Annotated in this window: 12 protein-coding genes; 6 read left to right on the forward strand and 6 right to left on the reverse strand. The window is 64.2% G+C overall.

Translation table 11 applies throughout. The features are described 5' to 3' along the window. Nucleotides 1-107: 107 nt before the first annotated feature. Nucleotides 108-1,940 (forward strand): AAA family ATPase, encoded by a 1,833-nt coding sequence (locus GJ668_RS09155; RefSeq protein ID WP_155449855.1) that lies wholly within the window; start codon nt 108-110, stop codon nt 1,938-1,940. On the opposite strand, the gene GJ668_RS09160 is transcribed toward GJ668_RS09155, so the two are convergent. Further along, the gene (locus GJ668_RS09160; protein ID WP_155449856.1) at nt 1,941-2,930 is read right to left on the reverse strand and encodes a glycosyltransferase family 2 protein; all 990 of its coding nucleotides are present in this window, start codon (nt 2,928-2,930) and stop codon (nt 1,941-1,943) included. Beyond that, nucleotides 2,927-5,056: a glycosyltransferase gene (locus tag GJ668_RS09165; RefSeq protein WP_155449857.1), complete on the reverse strand. Its 2,130-nt coding sequence runs from the start codon at nt 5,054-5,056 to the stop codon at nt 2,927-2,929. The genes GJ668_RS09160 and GJ668_RS09165 overlap by 4 nt, the downstream gene beginning before the upstream one ends. A 236-nt stretch (nt 5,057-5,292) precedes the next feature. On the opposite strand from GJ668_RS09165, the gene hypB reads away from it, so the two are divergent. The 5 genes from hypB (at nt 5,293) to GJ668_RS09190 (ending at nt 10,921) form a co-directional block, all read left to right on the forward strand. After that, nucleotides 5,293-6,171: a hydrogenase nickel incorporation protein HypB gene (hypB, locus tag GJ668_RS09170; RefSeq protein WP_155449858.1), complete on the forward strand. Its 879-nt coding sequence runs from the start codon at nt 5,293-5,295 to the stop codon at nt 6,169-6,171. 97 nt (nt 6,172-6,268) lie between these two features. Further along, nucleotides 6,269-6,712 (forward strand): hypothetical protein, encoded by a 444-nt coding sequence (locus tag GJ668_RS09175; RefSeq protein ID WP_155449859.1) that lies wholly within the window; start codon nt 6,269-6,271, stop codon nt 6,710-6,712. Between the two features lie 227 nt (nt 6,713-6,939). After that, complete coding sequence (locus GJ668_RS09180) at nt 6,940-8,991, forward strand: glycosyltransferase (RefSeq protein ID WP_246194755.1); 2,052 nt, start codon at nt 6,940-6,942, stop codon at nt 8,989-8,991. Next, nucleotides 8,988-9,890, forward strand: a complete 903-nt coding sequence (locus tag GJ668_RS09185; protein WP_186342999.1) for a glycosyltransferase — start codon at nt 8,988-8,990, stop codon at nt 9,888-9,890. The genes GJ668_RS09180 and GJ668_RS09185 overlap by 4 nt, the downstream gene beginning before the upstream one ends. Further along, nucleotides 9,887-10,921: an NAD-dependent epimerase/dehydratase family protein gene (locus GJ668_RS09190; protein WP_155449861.1), complete on the forward strand. Its 1,035-nt coding sequence runs from the start codon at nt 9,887-9,889 to the stop codon at nt 10,919-10,921. The genes GJ668_RS09185 and GJ668_RS09190 overlap by 4 nt, the downstream gene beginning before the upstream one ends. Here the strand turns inward: GJ668_RS09190 and GJ668_RS09195 are convergent. From GJ668_RS09195 to thrC, 4 genes are all read right to left on the reverse strand, one after another. Beyond that, the gene (locus GJ668_RS09195; RefSeq protein ID WP_246194756.1) at nt 10,878-13,070 is read right to left on the reverse strand and encodes a DUF1631 domain-containing protein; all 2,193 of its coding nucleotides are present in this window, start codon (nt 13,068-13,070) and stop codon (nt 10,878-10,880) included. The genes GJ668_RS09190 and GJ668_RS09195 overlap by 44 nt on opposite strands. A gap of 289 nt (nt 13,071-13,359) precedes the next feature. Further along, nucleotides 13,360-15,192, reverse strand: coding sequence for a glutamine--fructose-6-phosphate transaminase (isomerizing) (glmS, locus tag GJ668_RS09200; protein ID WP_155449863.1), 1,833 nt, complete (start codon nt 15,190-15,192; stop codon nt 13,360-13,362). Between the two features lie 37 nt (nt 15,193-15,229). Next, on the reverse strand, nt 15,230-16,834 hold the full coding sequence (locus GJ668_RS09205; RefSeq protein WP_425482482.1) for an alpha-isopropylmalate synthase regulatory domain-containing protein: 1,605 nt from the start codon (nt 16,832-16,834) through the stop codon (nt 15,230-15,232). Then, the gene (thrC, locus tag GJ668_RS09210) at nt 16,831-18,228 is read right to left on the reverse strand and encodes a threonine synthase (RefSeq protein WP_155449864.1); all 1,398 of its coding nucleotides are present in this window, start codon (nt 18,226-18,228) and stop codon (nt 16,831-16,833) included. Before thrC ends, GJ668_RS09205 begins: the two co-directional genes overlap by 4 nt. Nucleotides 18,229-18,260 lie beyond the last annotated feature (32 nt).

Here is an 18,260-nt window from a genome sequence, read left to right on the forward strand (position 1 = left end):
GACTCTAGCCCACACCAGCGCGCCGCGACAAGGCGCACACAGACACGCCGGCGCCACCGATCACGCTAAACTACACCCACCGCGCCCGAACCCCGAGGACCGCTCCCATGCACTTCCCCTACGGCCTGAGCGACTTCAGCACCCTGATCGAACACGATTACTGGTATCTGGACCGCACCGACCGCCTCGCCGACATCGAAGCAGCGGGTCGCCAACTGATCTTTCTGCGCCCGCGCCGCTTCGGCAAGAGCCTGCTGCTGTCAATGCTGGAGCATTATTACGATCTGGCCCGTGCCGACCAGTTCGAGACGCTGTTCGGACACCTAGCCGTAGGACGGAACCCGACCCCGTTGCACAACCAGTATTTCGTCATGAAATGGGACTTCTCACTGGTCCCGGCCCAGGGTGAAGTGCACGACATCGAGCACACAGTGCATCAGCACATCAATGACCGCATCGAAAACTTTCGCGAGACCTATGCGGCTCAGCTCAAGACCGCGATCCGGATTCATCCCGACAACGCCATCTCCTCTTGGGAGTCAGCCCTGCGCGCCGTCTCCCAGACCTCGCACAAGCTCTATCTGCTCATCGACGAATACGACAACTTTGCCAACGAGGTGCTGATGGCCGGTCGCTCCGGCAGTCAGGATCGCTACGAGTCACTGCTTTACGGCGAAGGACTGCTCAAGACCGTGTTCAAAGCAGTCAAGGCCGCCGCCGGCGGCATGGGACTGGATCGCGTCTTCATCACCGGCGTCTCGCCCGTGGTCCTGAGCGACATGACCAGCGGCTACAACGTCGGCGAGTCGATCTATCTGCTGCCGGAATTCAACGACCTGTGCGGCTTCACCGAATCCGAGGTCAGCGCCGTCCTGGAACAGCTCGCCGCGAGCAAAGACGGCCAGACGCCACCCTGGTTGGTGAGCGAAGCCCTGGCCACCATGCGCACCTTCTACAACGGCTATCGCTTCAGCGAAGAGGCCACCGAGAGCCTCTATAACCCGACCCTGAGTCTGTACTTCCTCAAAGCCCTGGCGCGCGCCGGTCGTCCACCCAGCCGGCTGCTCGATGAGAATCTGGCCATGGACCGCAACAAGCTCACCTATATCGCCAGCCTGCCCCAGGGCGAGGCGCTGCTGATCGCGGCCCTGGGCGGACAGGAGGCCGAGAGCGAGAAACACGAAGCGCCGGTGGTGGTCCCCGAGCTGGTGCGACGCTTCGGCGTGGCCGACGTCCTGGCGGCGGTCAAAGATCAGCCGTTCATGGCCTCGCTGCTGTACTTCTTCGGCATCCTCACACTCGACGGACTCACGCCCTTCAACGAATGCCGACTGCGCATCCCCAATCTGGTCGCGCGCGGACTCTATGTCGAGCGTCTGCGCGAAACCTGGCTGCCACAGGTCAATCAAGGCGAGTCGGCCCGCGCCCTGCAACCAGCCATCCGCCGGCTGGCGCAACAGGCCGATCTCACCCCGCTCGCCGATCTGATCGAACAGGGCTATTTCCGCGTACTCTCCAACCGCGACTATCGCTGGACCAACGAGCTGCTGGTCAAGTTCGCCTTCCTGACCCTGCTGTTCGACGATCGGCTCTACATGGTCGTTTCGGAGCTGGAGACCGACCGTGGCTATGCCGATCTGGCACTGATCCTGCGCCCGGACATGCGCCGGTTCCAGGCGCTGGATCTGGTGCTGGAGTTCAAATACCTGGGCCTCAAGGAACTCGGACTCAGCGGCGAGCAGGTGCGCGCCGCCCCACGCGCGGAACTGGCTCAACGCTCCGCCGTCGCCGCCCGACTCAATGAGGCCGAAGCCCAGGCGCGCGACTATGGCGCCACCCTGATCCAGCGTCATGGACTCAAGACACTCCACGCCTTCGCCGTCGTCGCCCTCGGCGTCGAGCGGCTGGTGTGGCGCCCGGTCGTCATCGCCGGGGACTGACTAACCGGGCCCAGCGCCCACATCATCCTCACCCATCCGCTCCACCGTCCCCTTGATCCGACTAGCGCGAAAGAGCGCGGCATAGGCGCGATGCAGGAGCTGGGTCGCGAGCGGATCAAGCGTCAGATCCTGCTCGGCGCGCGCATTGGCTAAGCGGTCGAGTCCGCGCGCGCTGTCGAGCAGACGCGCGTAATAGGGCGCGATGCGCGTCCATTCAGACTCGACTCCATCGATCTGCGCCCAGGCCCGCACCAGCTTGTATGGGTGGCGCTGGTAGAAGACCCAGTTCGAGCGTCCTTGCAGGACACAGCGGCGTGCAAAATCATCGACGCTCAGGGTGCGGATCATGGCGCTGAGCGCCTGGGCGTTGTAGCGCACGCGCAGACCGGCTTTGCGCAATCTGAACGCCAGTTCGATGTCCTCGGCGCCGAAGCGAAACACTGGATCGAACAGCCCATATTCGAGCAGCAGAGCGCGCTTACAGGACGAGCGCCCGCCCCAGAAGAAGGAAAAATCCAACTCCTGGCCGTCCTTGAGCGAGGGATAGTAGAAGAGCTGACAGCCCACGCCCGTGACATAGCGCATCAGCGGCGAGCGCGCCGGCCCATGAGCGAGATCAGTATGGCCGAGCACGGCGGTCTCGACCCGAGGATCGCGCTGATGGCTCAGCCAGTGCTGTTCCAGAGCGCGGCTGTCGAGCACATCGTCGTCGTCGAGAAAGACCACGATCGGCGCGCGCGCCAGACAGACACCATGATTCTTGGCCGCCGCCAGACCCGAGTTGGGCTGATAGACATAACGCAGATCGAGCAGCGGCGCAAAGGTCGCCGCGACCTGAGCCGTGTCGTCGCTCGATCCGTCGTCGATGAGCACGACCTCGAACTGTTCCGGGCCGAGCGTCTGGGCACAGAGCGCACCGAGCGCCCGCGCCAGCAGGGGCGCACGATTGTAGGTACAGAGGATGGCGCTGATCAGTGGCGTCTGGTTCATGGGGCGGAAGCGATCGCGGCCGGGCCAGTCAGTGGATAGGTCTGGCCGGCAATGCAGGCCTCCGACAGGGTCAGATGCGGCTGCCGGTCGAGGAACGCCTGCATCGCCGTCTGGGTCTGGGTGTAGTCGTAGGTACTGACCGGCTTGCGCAGTGCATGGCGCATCGGCGTGGCATCGACGATACCGAGCCGCTGGTTATGACGCTCCAGCACCACGGGCCAGACGAAATCCAGCCCCCAGCCCATGGGCGCGTCCTCATCGAACGGCAGCAGAGACGCGAAGCCATCGCGACGCAGCGAGAACAGTGGTCCGATCTCGACGAAGCGCGTGCGGCGCGATTCGACCCCTAGCAGCTGATTGACGAATTGATGGTCGGTATAGCTGTCATGGGTGCGCGCCGGCTGGGCCAGTGTGAAATCGCGCGTCTCCTGAATGGCGAGAAAGCGGTCGAGAAAGCCCGGCGGCAGTTCGATGTCGTCGTCGACCACCAGCAGATAGCGATAGCGCTCGATCTCGACCTCGGCGAGCAGGCGGTTGAGCAGTTCGAACTTGGGCACGCGCTCCGGGCTGTGCAGTCGCGTCAGGGCTTCCAGCTCGGGATCGGTCGGCGCGTTGGACTTGGACGTGGACGTGGAAACACTCACCGAGGCCCAACGCAAATCGACCTCCCAGTCATGCGAACCAAGCAATTCGCGCGAAAGCGTTGCGGCATGGTTGGCGATCTCAGGCAGATAGATGCCGAGGATCAGCACACGCCGGTCGGTCTCGCGGGGCGGCAGACTCGCGGCGTGCGGCTCGGTGCTCGACACTGACGGGTCGGACTGGGGGCTTGCGACCGGCTCGGGCGCCGGCTCCGTCAACAGGTCACGCAACCGGGCGGCCACCACCGGCACCGAATAGCACGCGCGCATCAACGCCAGCCCGGCCTCGGAGAGGTGCGACCACAGTGCCTCGTCGCGATAGAGCCGCACGACCGCTGCGGCGAACTCCACTGGATCATCGGCGATCAGGGCTTCGTCCTCGTGCGTCAGACCCAGGCCCTCAGCACCAATAGAAGTCGTGACCACCGGCAACCCCTGGCTGAGACTCTGGCCGATCTTGCCCTTCATCCCGGCGCCATGGCGCAGGGGTGCAACGAAAATCCGCGCCTGGGCAAAATAGGGTTCGGCCTCAGGCGCATAGCCGACGGCCTCGATGGCGGGCGAGTCGAGTTGACGGACCGATTCCGGCATATGGCTGCCGACGATGCGCAGACGCACTGCCGGCAGCTCGGCGCGCACCAGCGGCAGGATCTCGGCGGCGAAATAGTGCATGGCGTCGACATTGGGTTCGTGCTGAAAACCGCCGATGAAGAACAGATCACGCCGCGCGCTCAGAGGTGCGGCCCGGTCGACGACCGGATGGACGTTCGGCAGCACACGCACATCAAGCCTCGGGTCTTCCTGGAGCAGACGCGCGCGTTCGTCCTCGGTGATGGCGATGACGCGATCGGCCGCGCGCGCGTTGGCCAGTTCGAGCCGGCGATAGTGGCGTGCGCGTTCCAGCAGCTCGGTTGGATCGGACGCGAAGGCCGCACCACGCTCGAACCGCACCCAATGCAGATCGACCGTGTCATAGATGACCGTCGCCTGGGACGCATGCGCACGCACCGGCGCTAGATAGACCTCAGCGACCTCGGGACGCGAGATCCAGACCTGGCGGTAGCGATGCCCTTGTGCGGCCAGATGATCGAGCGCCGCCGACTGGCCGACGAGTGTCGTGATGCCGCGCGCACGCAGCGCCTCGGCATAGTCCGGATGCTCGGCCTCACGATCACCGATGAAGTCGATCGCGACGCCCGACTCCAGCAACAGATCCAGGATCAGGCGCAGGCGATAGGAACCTGAGTCGAGATCGGGCGTCGGCGGCTTCCAGTCGATGACGAGCAGCCGGTCGGCCGGCGCGTCGAGCGGTGGCCGCAGGACACTCCAGTCGCCGTCCCAGGCCGGCGCGTCGAGCACGGCCATCTGGCGTGACCCGAGACGCGCGAGCGGCCCTTGCAGCAAAAAATGCTTGATACGCTGACGCCAGTGGAGATCAATGGGCAGCGCGCGCCAGAGTGGACGCAGCAGATCGATCGGGTTCATGTGGGGTCAGCCGATCGTGCAGACTTGAAATACATGGCAGAAACTCGGAATCCGGGTCTATTGTTGAAACAGGCTCAATGGCCGCCTGAAGTCTGCCCAGAATCGGCGTAAAACACCAGTCACGAACGAGCAGATCCTTGATCGCCGCTCCGCGTCTCCGCCGACCCGGCAAAGGGACTAACCTTTGCCTTTCCTATGACGTACACTGCCCTTTTCGCTGGGAGGGACTCGTCAACATGTGCAACACCTGCGGCTGCAACATCACACCCGGTAACGAACATTTGGTCCAGGGCGATGGGCATCATGCCCGGACCAGAGATGGCAAGGCCGCCGTCGAGGTGCTTCAGGGACTGCTGTCTGAAAACGACCACCAGGCCACGCATAACCGCGAGCATCTCGATCATCATGGCGTGCTGGCGCTGAACCTCATGTCCTCGCCCGGTGCGGGCAAGACCAGCCTGCTGGAAGCGACCATCGAGGCGCTCGGGCACGAGCTGCGCATCGCGGTGATCGAGGGCGATCTGGAGACCGAGAACGACGCCGAGCGGATCCGCGCCAAGGGTGTCCCGGCGATCCAGATCGCCACCGGCAGCGCCTGTCATCTCGACGCTCATCTGGTCCACGAAGCGCTCCATCGACTGGATCTCGACGGCATCGACCTGCTCTTCATCGAGAACGTCGGCAATCTGGTCTGCCCGGCCAGCTTCGACCTGGGCCAGCATCGCAACGTCATCCTGATCTCGGTCCCCGAGGGCGACGACAAGCCGGCGAAGTATCCGGTCATGTTCCGTTCGGCTGACTTGGTGCTCTGTTCCAAGTCCGATCTACAGCCCCTGATGCCGGAGTTCGATCCTGAACGCGCCGAGCACCATCTGCGCGCGCTCGCCAGCACGGCGCCATTCGAGACCGTCTCGGCGCGCTCGAGCGCGGATCTGGAGCCCTGGCTACACTGGCTGCGCGATGAACTCCAGGCCCAGCGTGCGCGTCTGGAACTCGGGCGTACGATTCGCCCCAGTCATCAGCACGCCGGCGAGCATCGCTCGGGGCTGACAGGCACGGCCGCACCTGGACACCATCATCCGCACCATCATGCGCCGACTCACCAGCACGGCTGAGATGTCACAGCCTCATGTTGACCAACTGGCGCACTCAGCCAGAGTTCAAGACGCAGGACGACTAAAAAAACACCATAAAACCCGATCTGGAGGATTCATGTCAGTGTCTGTCAAGCCCAAGCCTACACTCGCCATCCTCGCCCTGAGCGGGGCGGTCGCCATCATGGCCTATACGCCTGTGAGCCACGCCTTCAATTTCGGCAACATGATGAACCCGAACCGCTGGTTCGGGGGCGACCGCGACCGTTATGACGATCCCTATTGGGGCGGCGGCCCCTATGGCTATGGATATCCAGGCGTCTATGGAGCCCCGTATGGCCCGCCCTATGGCGCTCCTGGATTGGGTGTGCCGCCCGCCGGCTATGGGGCGGTTCCGGCTCAGGCACCCGCGCCCTCAACTCAGCCCCAGATCGATCCGGGTGAGGTCGAGGCGCTCAAGCGCCGGATCGAGGAGCTGGAATCGCGTCAGCAGGGTCCGTCCCAACCGCAGCCGCCTGAGTGGCCATCGGCCCCGGCTTTTCGCCCCATGAACCAATACTGAACGGCGCTCAAACCGCGTCCAGAACGCCGCGACGCGGTGCCAAGCACTGAGTAGCAGTGCAAAAAATTCACCATCCCGGTCCATCTTCCCCCCTCTCGACCCCCTCTCCCACGAGGGGCGAGGGGTAAAGATGGGCCCGTTGTTATTGAACGGTTACTGAGTGAGTCCGCATGCCTCATGACGCCACGCTGGCCATCCGCTACAAGCCCTGGACGGCGCTCTGCTGAATGATCATTGCGCGCGCCTACTATACGAACCTCGTCGAGATCGCCGTCCGCTATTTGCCGCGGATGCTGCATGTCTTGCGCACCGAAGGGGTTGCAGTCTTACTGCGCAAACTGCGCCGGCGGCTGCATATCCGCCCACTCGACTCCAGAGGGCCGCCGACCCTGTTCGCGCTCGAAGAACCCTTCGCGCCCATCGCTGTCCCCTGTCACGCCGCACCCTGTGTCTCGATCGTCATTGCGATCCAGCGACCCTTGCGGGCTATCCATCACTGTCTCGCCGCGCTCTCCAGCGCCGAGACACAAACGGCGTTCGAGGTCATCCTGGTCGCCGCAACGCTCGATGACAGGACGCGGCGGCTGGCCGGGTATCCGGGCGCACGCCTGATCCAAACACCGCTCAACACGACGGACGCCCCTCCAAGACTGGCCAACCTGCTCAACCAGGGAGCACAGAGGGCACGCGGCGACTGGATCGTCTTTCTGGGCGATGACACCCAGGTGCAATCCGGCTGGCTGGATGTGCTGGTGCAGAGCTTCACCGAGACACCGGCGGCCGGCCTCCTCGGCAGCCGGCTGCTCTATCCCGATGGACGCCAGCGCGAGGCGGGACGCCGACTCGATGCCGATGGCCGGGCGCACGCGCTGGGCGACCTGGACGACCCGGATCAGCCCGCTAACGGCTATCGGCGTGCGGTCGATGTCTGCTCGCTGGCCGCACTTGCGATCCGCGCCGACCTGTTCCGGCTTCTGGGCGGTTTTGATTCCACCCTGGTCACGTCCAGCGATCTGGCCATCGACCTGGCCCAGCGCGTCCGCGCCGAAGGCCTCGGGGTCTACTGTCAGCCACTCTCGCGCGTGGTCCAGTGTGCGCCCGATGACGAGAACCGAGACGAGTCCAAGCCGCGTGCCCGGCCTCTGGCGCACACCATGACCGTCGAGGCGAGCCAGCGGGTGCTGGTGGTCGACAGCTACATGGTCACGCCGGATCGCGAATCCGGCTCACTGCGCATGCTCAACCTGTTTCGCATCCTGCAGGGACTCGGCTATCAGGTGACCTTCGCCGCCGCCAATCTGGAAGCGCCGCCGCCCTATGTCGCCGACTTGCAGCGACAGGGCTTCGAGGTGCTCTATCGGCCCTATGTGCGCTCGATCGCCTGTCACCTGGCCAGTGAAGGCAAACGCTATGATCTGGTGCTTTTGAGCCGCGCTGATGCCGCGGCCCAGGTGATGCCCGCCGCGCGGCGTCATTGCCCACGGGCACGGATCATCTTCGATACCGTCGATCTGCATTTCCTGCGCGAGCAGCGGCTCGCCGAACTGCTCGGCGACCGGGGCACGCGCCTGCTCGCCGAGGCGCGCAAGCGTCAGGAACTGGATCTGATGCGTCGGGCCGATCTGACCCTGGTGGTGAGCGAGGCCGAGCGCGCTCTGCTGGCGGCGGAAGCACCGGACGTCGAGGTGCGGGTGGTCTCCAATATCCACCATATCTTCGGCTCGGCCAACCCGCCCGAGGCGCGGCGCGATATCCTCTTCATCGGCGCGTTCTCGCATCCGCCCAACCGCGATGCCGTGCTCTTCTTCTGCGATGCGGTCATGCCGCAACTGCGCGCGCGTCTGCCCGCGCTTAGGCTCAAGGTCATCGGCTCGGACCCACCCGCCGAGGTGCTAGCGCGCGCCGGAGACGAGGTCGGAGTCGATGTGCTGGGCTATGTGCCGAACGTTGAGCCGTTCTTTGCCGGCTGCATGCTCTCGGTGGCGCCGCTGCGCTATGGCGCCGGCGTCAAGGGCAAGATCAACCAGAGCCTGGCCCACGGGCTGCCGGTCGTCGCCACCGGGCTGGCGGTCGAGGGCATGCATCTGGTCGACGGCGAATCGGTCCTGATCGCTGACACCGCCGAGGCGATGGCCGAGGCGGTCATCCGTCTGCACCAGGACCGGAACCTCTGGCAACGTCTCTCGGCGGGCGGGCTGGAGGTGATGGAACGCCATTTCAGCTTCGCGGCGGCCGAACGGGCCGTGCGCGCGGCACTCGCCCCGGAGTCCAGTGCGTGACCGACACCAGCCACCCGCCAACCCCGTCCGTCAGTATCATCCTGGTCAACTACAATGCGGGGCCGCTGCTCACTGAGGCGGTGGGCGCGGCGCTTGCGTCCAGCGTTCCGGTCGAGGTCATCGTCAGCGACAATGGGTCGCGTGATGACAGTCTGGAGCGACTCAGACAGGCGCATGGTCGGGATGCGCGTCTGCAGATCCTGGAGAACGGCGCTAATCTCGGTTTCGCCGCCGCGAACAATCGGGCGCTGCCCCTGACGCACGCCGAGCGGTTGCTCTTTCTCAACCCCGATTGTCTCATCGCACCCGAGACACTCGAACGCCTGATCGCCCTGTTCGATGCCCGACCCGAGGTCGGTCTGATCGGCTGTCTGGTGCTTGATCCGGATGGCAGCGAACAGGTCGCCTGTCGACGCGCGATCCCGGACCCCTGGATCGCACTCCAGCGCCTCCTGCATCTGGACCGTTTGCACCGCTCGACGGCCGGGCGGCGTCTGGATCAGCGTCATCAGCCACTCCCCACCGGGCCGGTCGCGGTCGAGGCTATCTCGGGGTCGTTCATGCTGACGACCCGCGCCGCGCTAGCGCAGGTCGGGCTGCTCGACGAGGGGTATTTCCTGCATTGCGAGGATCTCGACTGGTTCGTGCGCTTCCAGGCGGCGGGGTTGACCATTCTCTTTGTGCCGAACCTCAGCGTCATCCATCACAAGGGCGCCTGTAGCACAGGTGATCCGCTGGCCGTCGAGCGTCACAAGCATCGCGGCATGGTGCGCTTCTTTCGCAAACATCAGGCCCGGCAGCATTCGCGTGCCTTCAGCGGGTTGGTGGTGCTTGGCATCTGGGCGCATTTCGGACTCAAGGCGGTGCGGATTTGGCTTAGATCCAGGAGGCACGGATGACGAGTACGACTCACGATGCCCAACTCGGCTCGGTTCTGGTCACTGGTGCCACCGGTCAGGTCGGACGCCGTCTGGTCTCAGCCCTGCTCGCCGCCGGACATCCAGTAACCCTCCTGACCCGCTCGCCCGAGGCGGCGCGCCGGCTGTGGCCGAATGACCACGTCGCCGTCCATGAAGGTGATCTGACCAATGCCGCCAGCCTCGCCGGACTCGGCGCGGGCGTGCAGACGGTCTTTCATCTCGCCAGCTACGCCCCCCGCCCCGATGAACCGGATCTCTACAACGCGCCCGATCACTGGCGCGTAACCGCCGAGGGCACGGCCAACCTCGTCGCCGCACTCGCCGACGCGTCGATCGAGCGGCTGGTCTATGTCAGCACCGTCAAGGCGATGGGCGATCGCGCAGGAACGCTCGGTCATCCAGCGAGCGCCGACGCACCACCCGAGCCGGACTGTCTCTACGGTCGCGCCAAGCTCGCCGCCGAACAGCAGGTGCTCGCATTAGGTCACGCGCACGGCATCAAGGTCAGCGTGATGCGACTGCCCATGGTCTATGGGCTCGATGGCGCCGGAAACATCGCGCGTCTGGTCGGTGCCGTGGCGGCGGGACGCTTCCCGCCCTGGCCGCGCCTCCAGAATCGACGCTCGGCGATCCATGTCGAGGATGCCATCGACGCCGCACTCCTGATCGCCCGCCACCCGGAGAGCGGCGGACGCGCCTACATCGCCACGGACGGTCAGCCCTATTCGACCCGCTGGATCTACGAGCAGATCCGGCTCGCTCTCGGGCGACCGATCCCGCGCTGGACGGTGCCGCTGTGGATGTTGCGCCGCGCGGCGGCGGGCGGCACGCTTGCTGAGCGCTGGTTTGGAAGGCGCATGCCACTCACGCTGGATGTGCTCTCGAAACTGACGCAGGATGCCTGGTATGACTCCAGCGCCATGGCGGCCCTGGGATTCGTGCCTCGACATGGGCTGGCGGACGAGATCAAGCGCTTGACTCGGCGGTTGTCGGCTGAATCCGCTCCATGACCCGCGCGACGGCCCGCTCGGTCAGTGGGTTTTGACTCAGCAGACGTGCGGTTCCCTTACGCAGATGCGCCGCCAGACTGGCCGCCGCGAGTGTCATGGCATTCTCACCCTGACGATTGGTGAAAAGATAAACACCCTTGAATTCACTCACCCAGCTCAGACGCAGGGTGTTGCGTGTTCCACGCTCTGTTTGAAACTCGATCCAGGCGCCCAGGTCGAGAGCCTGCACCAGCTTGAGATGGGGGTCATCGGTCGTCGGTGCGCCATAGCCGCCTGACATCGGCTTGGACGGCGCGGCAGCGCGTTCCGTCGCCGGAGCGCTCGGAGGCTGCAATGTCGAAGCCGCACCCATCGCGGCCCCTTCACCGCGCAAGGCCGCCACATGACGCTGAATGAGCACGCTGAAGAACTCGCTCCAAGCGTCCTCCAAACCCAAACGCACCAGTCCCGAACGTAACCCCTGGATCAGACGCGGCAGCATACCAATGAAGTGTTCGCGGTCCGCTGGACGGATCTTGGGTTCGACACTCCAGATCAATTCATCCATGAGCTGGATCGCCTGAGTCCACTGGGGCCCCGTCTCACCCTGGCGCACGAACACATCGCTTAGAACCTGACTCCAACCCCGTTCAAGAAACTCCACGATCAGCCCCGGGACATCCGGCCGGCTGACGCGCTGTTGGATCTCGGCATTGACACGGTCAGTGGCCAGTTCCTGGCGTTCGCGCTGGGCAAGCCCCGCGACGAGTCCGACCGCCTTGTCACGCGACTGCGCGTCCTCCTCAGCTAGAAAGGCTTCGAGTTTCTCGGCCTGGTCGGCAAAGATCCCGATGTCGGACTCGAAACCCTCGATTACGGCCGTCACGACCGCACGAATCGCCGCCAACAACCCCGGATTCTCCTGCTCTCCGCGCCCAACGCCCGCTTGGGCGATGAAATCGAGCAGACGTCGTGCCGGATGCTTGCGGTCGGAAAAAAATCCCTTGTCGAGCAGCGCGACTTTCAGCACCGGAATCTGGAGCTTGGCGATTTCAGACCGTATCGTTGCCGGCAACTCGGGGTCATCGAAGATCGCCTCGAAGAGCATGGCCACGATGTCGATCGTTATGACATCAACGGGTGGCGACCCGTTGGCCATGGGCGTGGCGCGCAGTTGCGCGACGACATTACCGGCCTGAGGGTCGAGAGGCGCCATGCCCAGACCCGGCACTGAGCCTGGAACAAGCGGTCCGCGTTGCAGACTGCCCAGCGTCTGCAGCAACTGTTCGCGTCCAAAGCGTGGCGATGCCCCAGACGACGGCGGGACCACGAGCGGCCCCCGATAGGGGGCGACGGAGACGGCTGATCCAGCGACATTGGCCGGCAACACCGGGTAAGCGGCCGGCCCCTGTAAAGCGCAGACCAATTGCGCAAAGACGTCATCCGTTGACATCATCGGCGCGGCCGGCGTCGCTGGCGCGGATGCCGATCCAGAAACGTTTGGCTGAACGGCGGAGGCCTGGGTTTGCGGTTCGGTCAGTGGAATCTTGGGCAGGATTCCTGATTCGATCAAATAACGATTGATCTCGTTATAGATACCCGGCAACTCGGTAGATGTATGACGCTCGAACAGCTGCATCAGAAAGATCGCCGACTCACGGCTGACATCCATGGCCGTCAATGCCTGGAACAGGGCCTGGTAGAGGGTGATCGGATGCAGCGGGCTGTTTTCCGGGCTGACTTTCGCGCCATTCAGCAGGGCCGTGAGGCGCCGGTCGAGCGCGACCAAAGGCTGAGCACAATTGAACGACGCGCGTGTCGTCAGCTTGGTCATCGCCAGATCGAGTTCGAAGTCTTCTTCGTCGACCAGCTTGAGTTCATCAGGCAGCTCGGCCTGTCTGTGCACATCCGGCTGCCCAAGACGCTCGATCGCCTCATCGAAGAGTCTCACATAGGTCTCACGGAACTGCTGCAACAACATCGGTGCGCGATTGGCCAGCAGCGACATGGCATCGAAACACAGCTGCCGCTGATCCTGGTCGACCGCTTGATCCATCATCGCGAGCAACTCGTCGTTTGCGCGCCCGACGTGGCGCGTAAAGACCGCCCGCACGGTATCAATCAGACGCTCGCGGCACGTCTGGAGAATGGCACGCGTATCCGCGTGCATCGCCTCGGACGGGCTGATCTCCCGCGACCCGAAGGGGATGACATTTGAGTTAGCCTGCTTGACCATGGCGGATGATGTGAACCATTGGCAATACACCACGCCCACAAGCCGGAGTTCGGGCGTCTCAGAATCAACAAACGCCGAAGCGGCTTGCCATCAGCGCTGAAAGATATGACAGATGATTGGAGATGAGGTTTACCGATGTCGAAGTCTAGGAGCTTGCGGCACGCCTGTTTGCCAACCCCGTCACACTCTGCCCAAAAACCGCTCAAGCGGTCAGACATCGCGCCTATTCCACCGTCACCGACTTGGCCAGATTGCGCGGCTGATCGACGTCCGTGCCCTTGAGCACGGCGACATGATAGGCCAGCAGTTGCAGCGGGATGGTGAAGATCAGCGGATCGATCAGATCATCGGTTTCGGGCAGACGCACGACCGTCACGCCCTCCCCTTCATCCAGTGGCACCTGGAAATCAGCGAACACCACGAGCTGACCGCCGCGCGCGCGCACCTCTTCCAGATTGGATTTGAGCTTTTCGAGCAGCGCGTTGTTGGGGGCGACCACCACCACCGGCATCTGCTCATCGATCAGGGCCAGGGGGCCATGCTTGAGTTCACCGGCCGGATAGGCTTCGGCATGGATATAGGAGATTTCCTTGAGCTTGAGCGCCCCTTCCATCGCGATCGGATACTGCTCGCCGCGCCCGAGAAAGAGCGTGTGCTGCTTGTCGACGAACTGCTCGGCCAGCGTGGCAATGGTCTCATCGAGTCGCAGCACCTCTTCGATCTTGCCCGGCAGCGTGCGCAGCAAGGCCACCAACTCGGCTTCAGCGGCCGCATCGAGTCGATGAAAACGCCCGAGGGCGATGGTCAGCAGCAGCAGCGCCACCAGCTGGGTGGTGAAGGCCTTGGTCGAAGCCACACCGATCTCGGGGCCGGCATGGGTGAGAAAGACCAGATCTGATTCGCGCACCAGCGAACTCTCGGGCACGTTACAGATGGCCAGCGTCGCCGCATAGCCCGACGCCTTGGCCTGACGCAGCGCGGCCAGGGTGTCGGCGGTCTCACCTGACTGTGAGATGGTTACGAACAGCGCCTGCTCCGGGACGACGTGCCGACGATAGCGATACTCGCTCGCCACCTCGACCTGACAGGGCACACCCGCAACCGCTTCCATCCAGTAGCGCGCCACCAGTGCGGCATGGAAGCTGGTGCCGCAGGCGACGATGGTCACGGCTCGTAAACGCTGGAAGAGTTCACCGGCCTGATTGCCGAACGTCTCCGGCAACACATGCTCACCGCTCAGACGCCCTTCCAGGGTATCGGCGATGGCGCGTGGCTGCTCGAAGATCTCCTTCTGCATATAGTGCCGATAGGGACCACGCTCGGTGGCCTCGGCCGAGACCGTGGACGTCTTGACCGGACGCTCGACGCGCTGACCATCGCGATCCCAGATCCGCACCTGCTCGCGCGTCAGCTCGGCGAGATCGCCCTCTTCCAGGAAGATGAAGCGATTAGTGACCGGCAGGAGTGCGAAGACGTCCGAGGCGATAAAGTGCTCGCCAAAACCGACCCCGATGACCAGTGGACTGCCCTGGCGTGCTGCGATCAGATGCTCGGGATCGGCCGCATCGATCACACCGAGCGCATAGGCCCCATGCAAGCGCCCGGTCGCGGCGCGGACCGCCTCGACCAGCGGCACGCCGCGCGCCAGCTCGGCATGGATGGCATGGACCACGACCTCCGTGTCGGTCTCCGAGGTGAAGACGTAGCCGGCGGCGAGCTGTTCGCGCCGCAGTGCCTCATGATTCTCGATGATGCCGTTGTGCACGAGCGCGCAACGGTCGTGGCTGAGGTGCGGATGGGCATTGTGAGTCGCCGGCTCGCCGTGGGTCGCCCAGCGCGTGTGGGCAATGCCGAGCGTCCCCTGGAGCGGACTGGCGTCAACCGCTGCGGCCAGACGCGCGACCTTGCCGAGTTCGCGCCGCCGGTCGATCCGGCCGGCCTCGTCGAGCACCGCCAGGCCCGCTGAGTCGTATCCGCGATATTCGAGTCGGCGCAGACCCTCCAACAGGATGGCCGCGACCGGGCGTTGAGCGATGGCACCGACGATTCCGCACATGGTGTGATGATCTCCTGATAATTCGTTTCTTGACGCTTTACGCCGTGCTGTCCCGCCTGGACTCGGCCAGCGCCCGATGCATCTGGATATTCAGCATCCGCATGGTAGCCCCAATGGCGGCGAACACCTGATTGGCATGGACGCCACGGGTGCGCAGCTCGCCGCGCTCGGTCTGCCAGGTGATGCTGCATTCGGTGAGCGCATCGGTACGACCGCCCCTGGGGATGCGGACCTCATAATCGATCAACGGCGGCAGCGTTAGACCCTGACGCTTGAGAATCCGCCCGAGCGCATTGGTGAAGGCATCGAAGCCGCCATTGCCGGCGCCCGTGCCGGTGAAGACCTGATCGCCGAGCCGGATCTTGATCCCGGCCATGGACTCCAGATCCAGACTCGACGAAACCGTGCAGGACAGCAGTTCAGCGTGATCATAGTCCTTGCTCTCCAGCACCTCGGCGATGATGAAGGGCAGATCCTCCGTGGTGATGGTTTTCTTGGAATCGCCCAGCTCGACGATGCGCTGCAAGACTTTGCGCTGATTCTCCTCCGACAGCTCGATATCGAGCCGCTCCAGGTTCTTGGCCAGCGACGCCTTACCGGCGAGCTTGCCCAGTGCATATTTGCGCCGCCGTGCGAAACGTTCGGGTGAAAGCCGGCTGTGATAGAGACTGCCCTTCTTGTCACCATCCGCATGAATGCCGGCGGTCTGAGTGAAGACATCCGCCCCGACGATGGGCGCATTGTCGCTGATCCGCTTGCCCGAGAAAGACTCGACCAGCTCGCTGACCCGCGCCAGATGGGTCTCGTCGATCCCGAGTTCGCCGTCGAGCTGATCGCGCAGATTGACGGCGACCTCGGCCAGCGAGGCATTCCCCGCCCGCTCGCCGAGACAGTTGACGGTGCAGTGCACGGCCGCGGCGCCCGCCCGGACGGCCGCCAGCACATTGGCCGTTGCCAGTCCATAGTCGTTATGTGGATGGAAATCGAACTGGAGCGCTGGAAAACGCCCGACCATGTCCGAGATGGCCGTGAAGACCTGATCCGGCGTCATGACCCCGAGCGTGTCGGGGAGCATGAAATGCCCGATCCCGGCATCGGCCAGCCGCTCGACCAGACCATAGACATAGTCCGGATTGTCGCGATAGCCGTTTGACCAGTCCTCCAGATAAAGATTGACACTCAACCCCTGCGATTGGGCCAGATCGATGGTCGCGCGCACATCGGCGACATGTGCATCGAGCGTCTTGCCGAGCTGGCCCTGACAGTGCTTTTCGCTGCCCTTGGCCAGCAGGTTGAGCACCTGACCGCCGGCGCGGCGGATCCAGTCCACGCTCGCCCCGCCATCGACGAACCCCAGTACCTCGACCCGCTCGGCCAGTCCGCGCTCCCTGGCCCAGTCGATGATCTGGGCCACAGCACTGGCCTCACCCGAGGACACGCGCGCCGAGGCGACCTCGATGCGGTCGACCCGCACCTGTTCGAGCAGCGCCTTGGCGAGATTGAGCTTCTCGGCGGGCGCGAAGGACACGCCTTGAGTCTGCTCGCCATCGCGCAGGGTGGTGTCCATGATCAGGACGCGACGCCCGGACGCTCCCCGAGCCGGCGCATTCACGACCGACTTATTTGGAACCAAATCAGTCATGCCGGGGACACCGCCTTGAGCGTTGCTTCAAGGTATCCTTTCACAGCCTCAGCGGTGGCGTCGAGTTCCTCGCAGCGCGCCTCCTTCGCCAACAGACCTTGCAGTGACGGCGGTGGCGGAGCCTCGCAACCGATGGCCTGGACGACCGCTTCACTGAACTTGGCCGGATGCGCCGTGGCCAGACAGACGGCGTCCGGCACAGCACGCGCGGCGCGCACCCCGACAGCGGTATGCGGACAGAGGATGTACCCCGTCGCCGCATAGGTCGCCCGGATCTGGTCGAGCGTCTCGGCATCGCTCACGGCGACTGCATCGAAATCGGCCTGGACCTGCCGATGATGCGCGGCCGAGACTTCGAGTCGTCCCGTGCGCTTGAGATCGTCGAGCAGGGCGCGGACCTGTGCCTGATCGCCGTCGTGCAGATAGTAGAGATAGCGCTCGAAGTTGGAGGCAATCTGGATGTCCATCGCCGGACTGAGTGTCTGATGGACGTCGTCCTCGACGGCATAGACGCCGCTCTGGACGAATCGGGTCAGGATGTCGTTGCAATTGGTGGCGATAACGAGCCGATCGATCGGCAACCCCATGCGACGGGCCAGATAGCCGGCGAAGACGTCGCCGAAGTTGCCGGTCGGCACCGAGAAGCTGACCCGGCGCTCGGGATCACCGCCCGAGATCCGGCCCCAGGCATAGAAGTAGTAGACCGTCTGCGCCAGGATGCGCGCCCAGTTGATCGAGTTGACCGCGCCGAGCCGATAGGCCGACTTGAAGGGCAGATCGTTGAATAGTGTCTTGACGATGTTCTGCGCATCGTCGAAGGTGCCGCGCACCGCGACATTGTGGACATTGGCATCGAGCACCGTGGTCATCTGCCGTTCCTGGATCGGCGAGACCCGGCCCTTGGGATGCAGGATGAAGATCTGGATGCGCTCCTTGCCGCGCACGCCATAGATGGCCGCCGAGCCGGTGTCGCCCGAGGTGGCGCCGACGATATTGAGCCGGCCACCCTCGCGTTCGAGCAGATATTCAAACAGATTGCCGAGCCATTGCAGGGCCACGTCCTTGAAGGCCGCCGTCGGACCGTGGAAGAGTTCCAGGATGCGCGTCTCGCCCGCCGCGACCACCGGCGTGACCTCGGGATGGCTGAAGGTCGCGTAAGAGCGGTCGATCAGCGCCTTCAAGTCGGCACGCGGAATCTCATCGCCGATGAAAAGTGTCGACACTTCGAGCGCCAGCGCCTGAAAGCTCAAGTCCGCCCAGGCGCGCAGACGCGCTGGATCGAGGGCTGGAATCTCAGCTGGAACCAGCAGACCGCCATCGGTCGCCAGCCCCATCATCACGGCTTGAGCGAAACCAATCGGCTCGATTCCGCCACGGGTACTGATGTAATGCATGGTGTTCTCTAGGGCAAATGATCTTCTGTGCG

Origin of the sequence: Allochromatium palmeri, from assembly GCF_009720725.1 — a bacterium.
GTDB lineage: Bacteria > Pseudomonadota > Gammaproteobacteria > Chromatiales > Chromatiaceae > Thermochromatium > Thermochromatium palmeri.

Bases quoted from the DNA above. Each gene is read 5' to 3' on its own strand.
- GJ668_RS09160 (WP_155449856.1), bottom strand. From the start codon at position 2,930: ATGAACCAGACGCCACTGATCAGCGCCATCCTCTGTACCTACAATCGT.
- GJ668_RS09165 (WP_155449857.1), bottom strand. From the start codon at position 5,056: ATGAACCCGATCGATCTGCTGCGTCCACTCTGGCGCGCGCTGCCCATT.
- GJ668_RS09190 (WP_155449861.1), top strand. From the start codon at position 9,887: ATGACGAGTACGACTCACGATGCCCAACTCGGCTCGGTTCTGGTCACT.
- glmS (WP_155449863.1), bottom strand. From the start codon at position 15,192: ATGTGCGGAATCGTCGGTGCCATCGCTCAACGCCCGGTCGCGGCCATC.
- GJ668_RS09175 (WP_155449859.1), top strand. From the start codon at position 6,269: ATGTCAGTGTCTGTCAAGCCCAAGCCTACACTCGCCATCCTCGCCCTG.
- GJ668_RS09195 (WP_246194756.1), bottom strand. From the start codon at position 13,070: ATGCACGCGGATACGCGTGCCATTCTCCAGACGTGCCGCGAGCGTCTG.
- thrC (WP_155449864.1), bottom strand. From the start codon at position 18,228: ATGCATTACATCAGTACCCGTGGCGGAATCGAGCCGATTGGTTTCGCT.
- hypB (WP_155449858.1), top strand. From the start codon at position 5,293: ATGTGCAACACCTGCGGCTGCAACATCACACCCGGTAACGAACATTTG.
- GJ668_RS09155 (WP_155449855.1), top strand. From the start codon at position 108: ATGCACTTCCCCTACGGCCTGAGCGACTTCAGCACCCTGATCGAACAC.
- GJ668_RS09205 (WP_425482482.1), bottom strand. From the start codon at position 16,834: ATGACTGATTTGGTTCCAAATAAGTCGGTCGTGAATGCGCCGGCTCGG.
- GJ668_RS09180 (WP_246194755.1), top strand. From the start codon at position 6,940: ATGATCATTGCGCGCGCCTACTATACGAACCTCGTCGAGATCGCCGTC.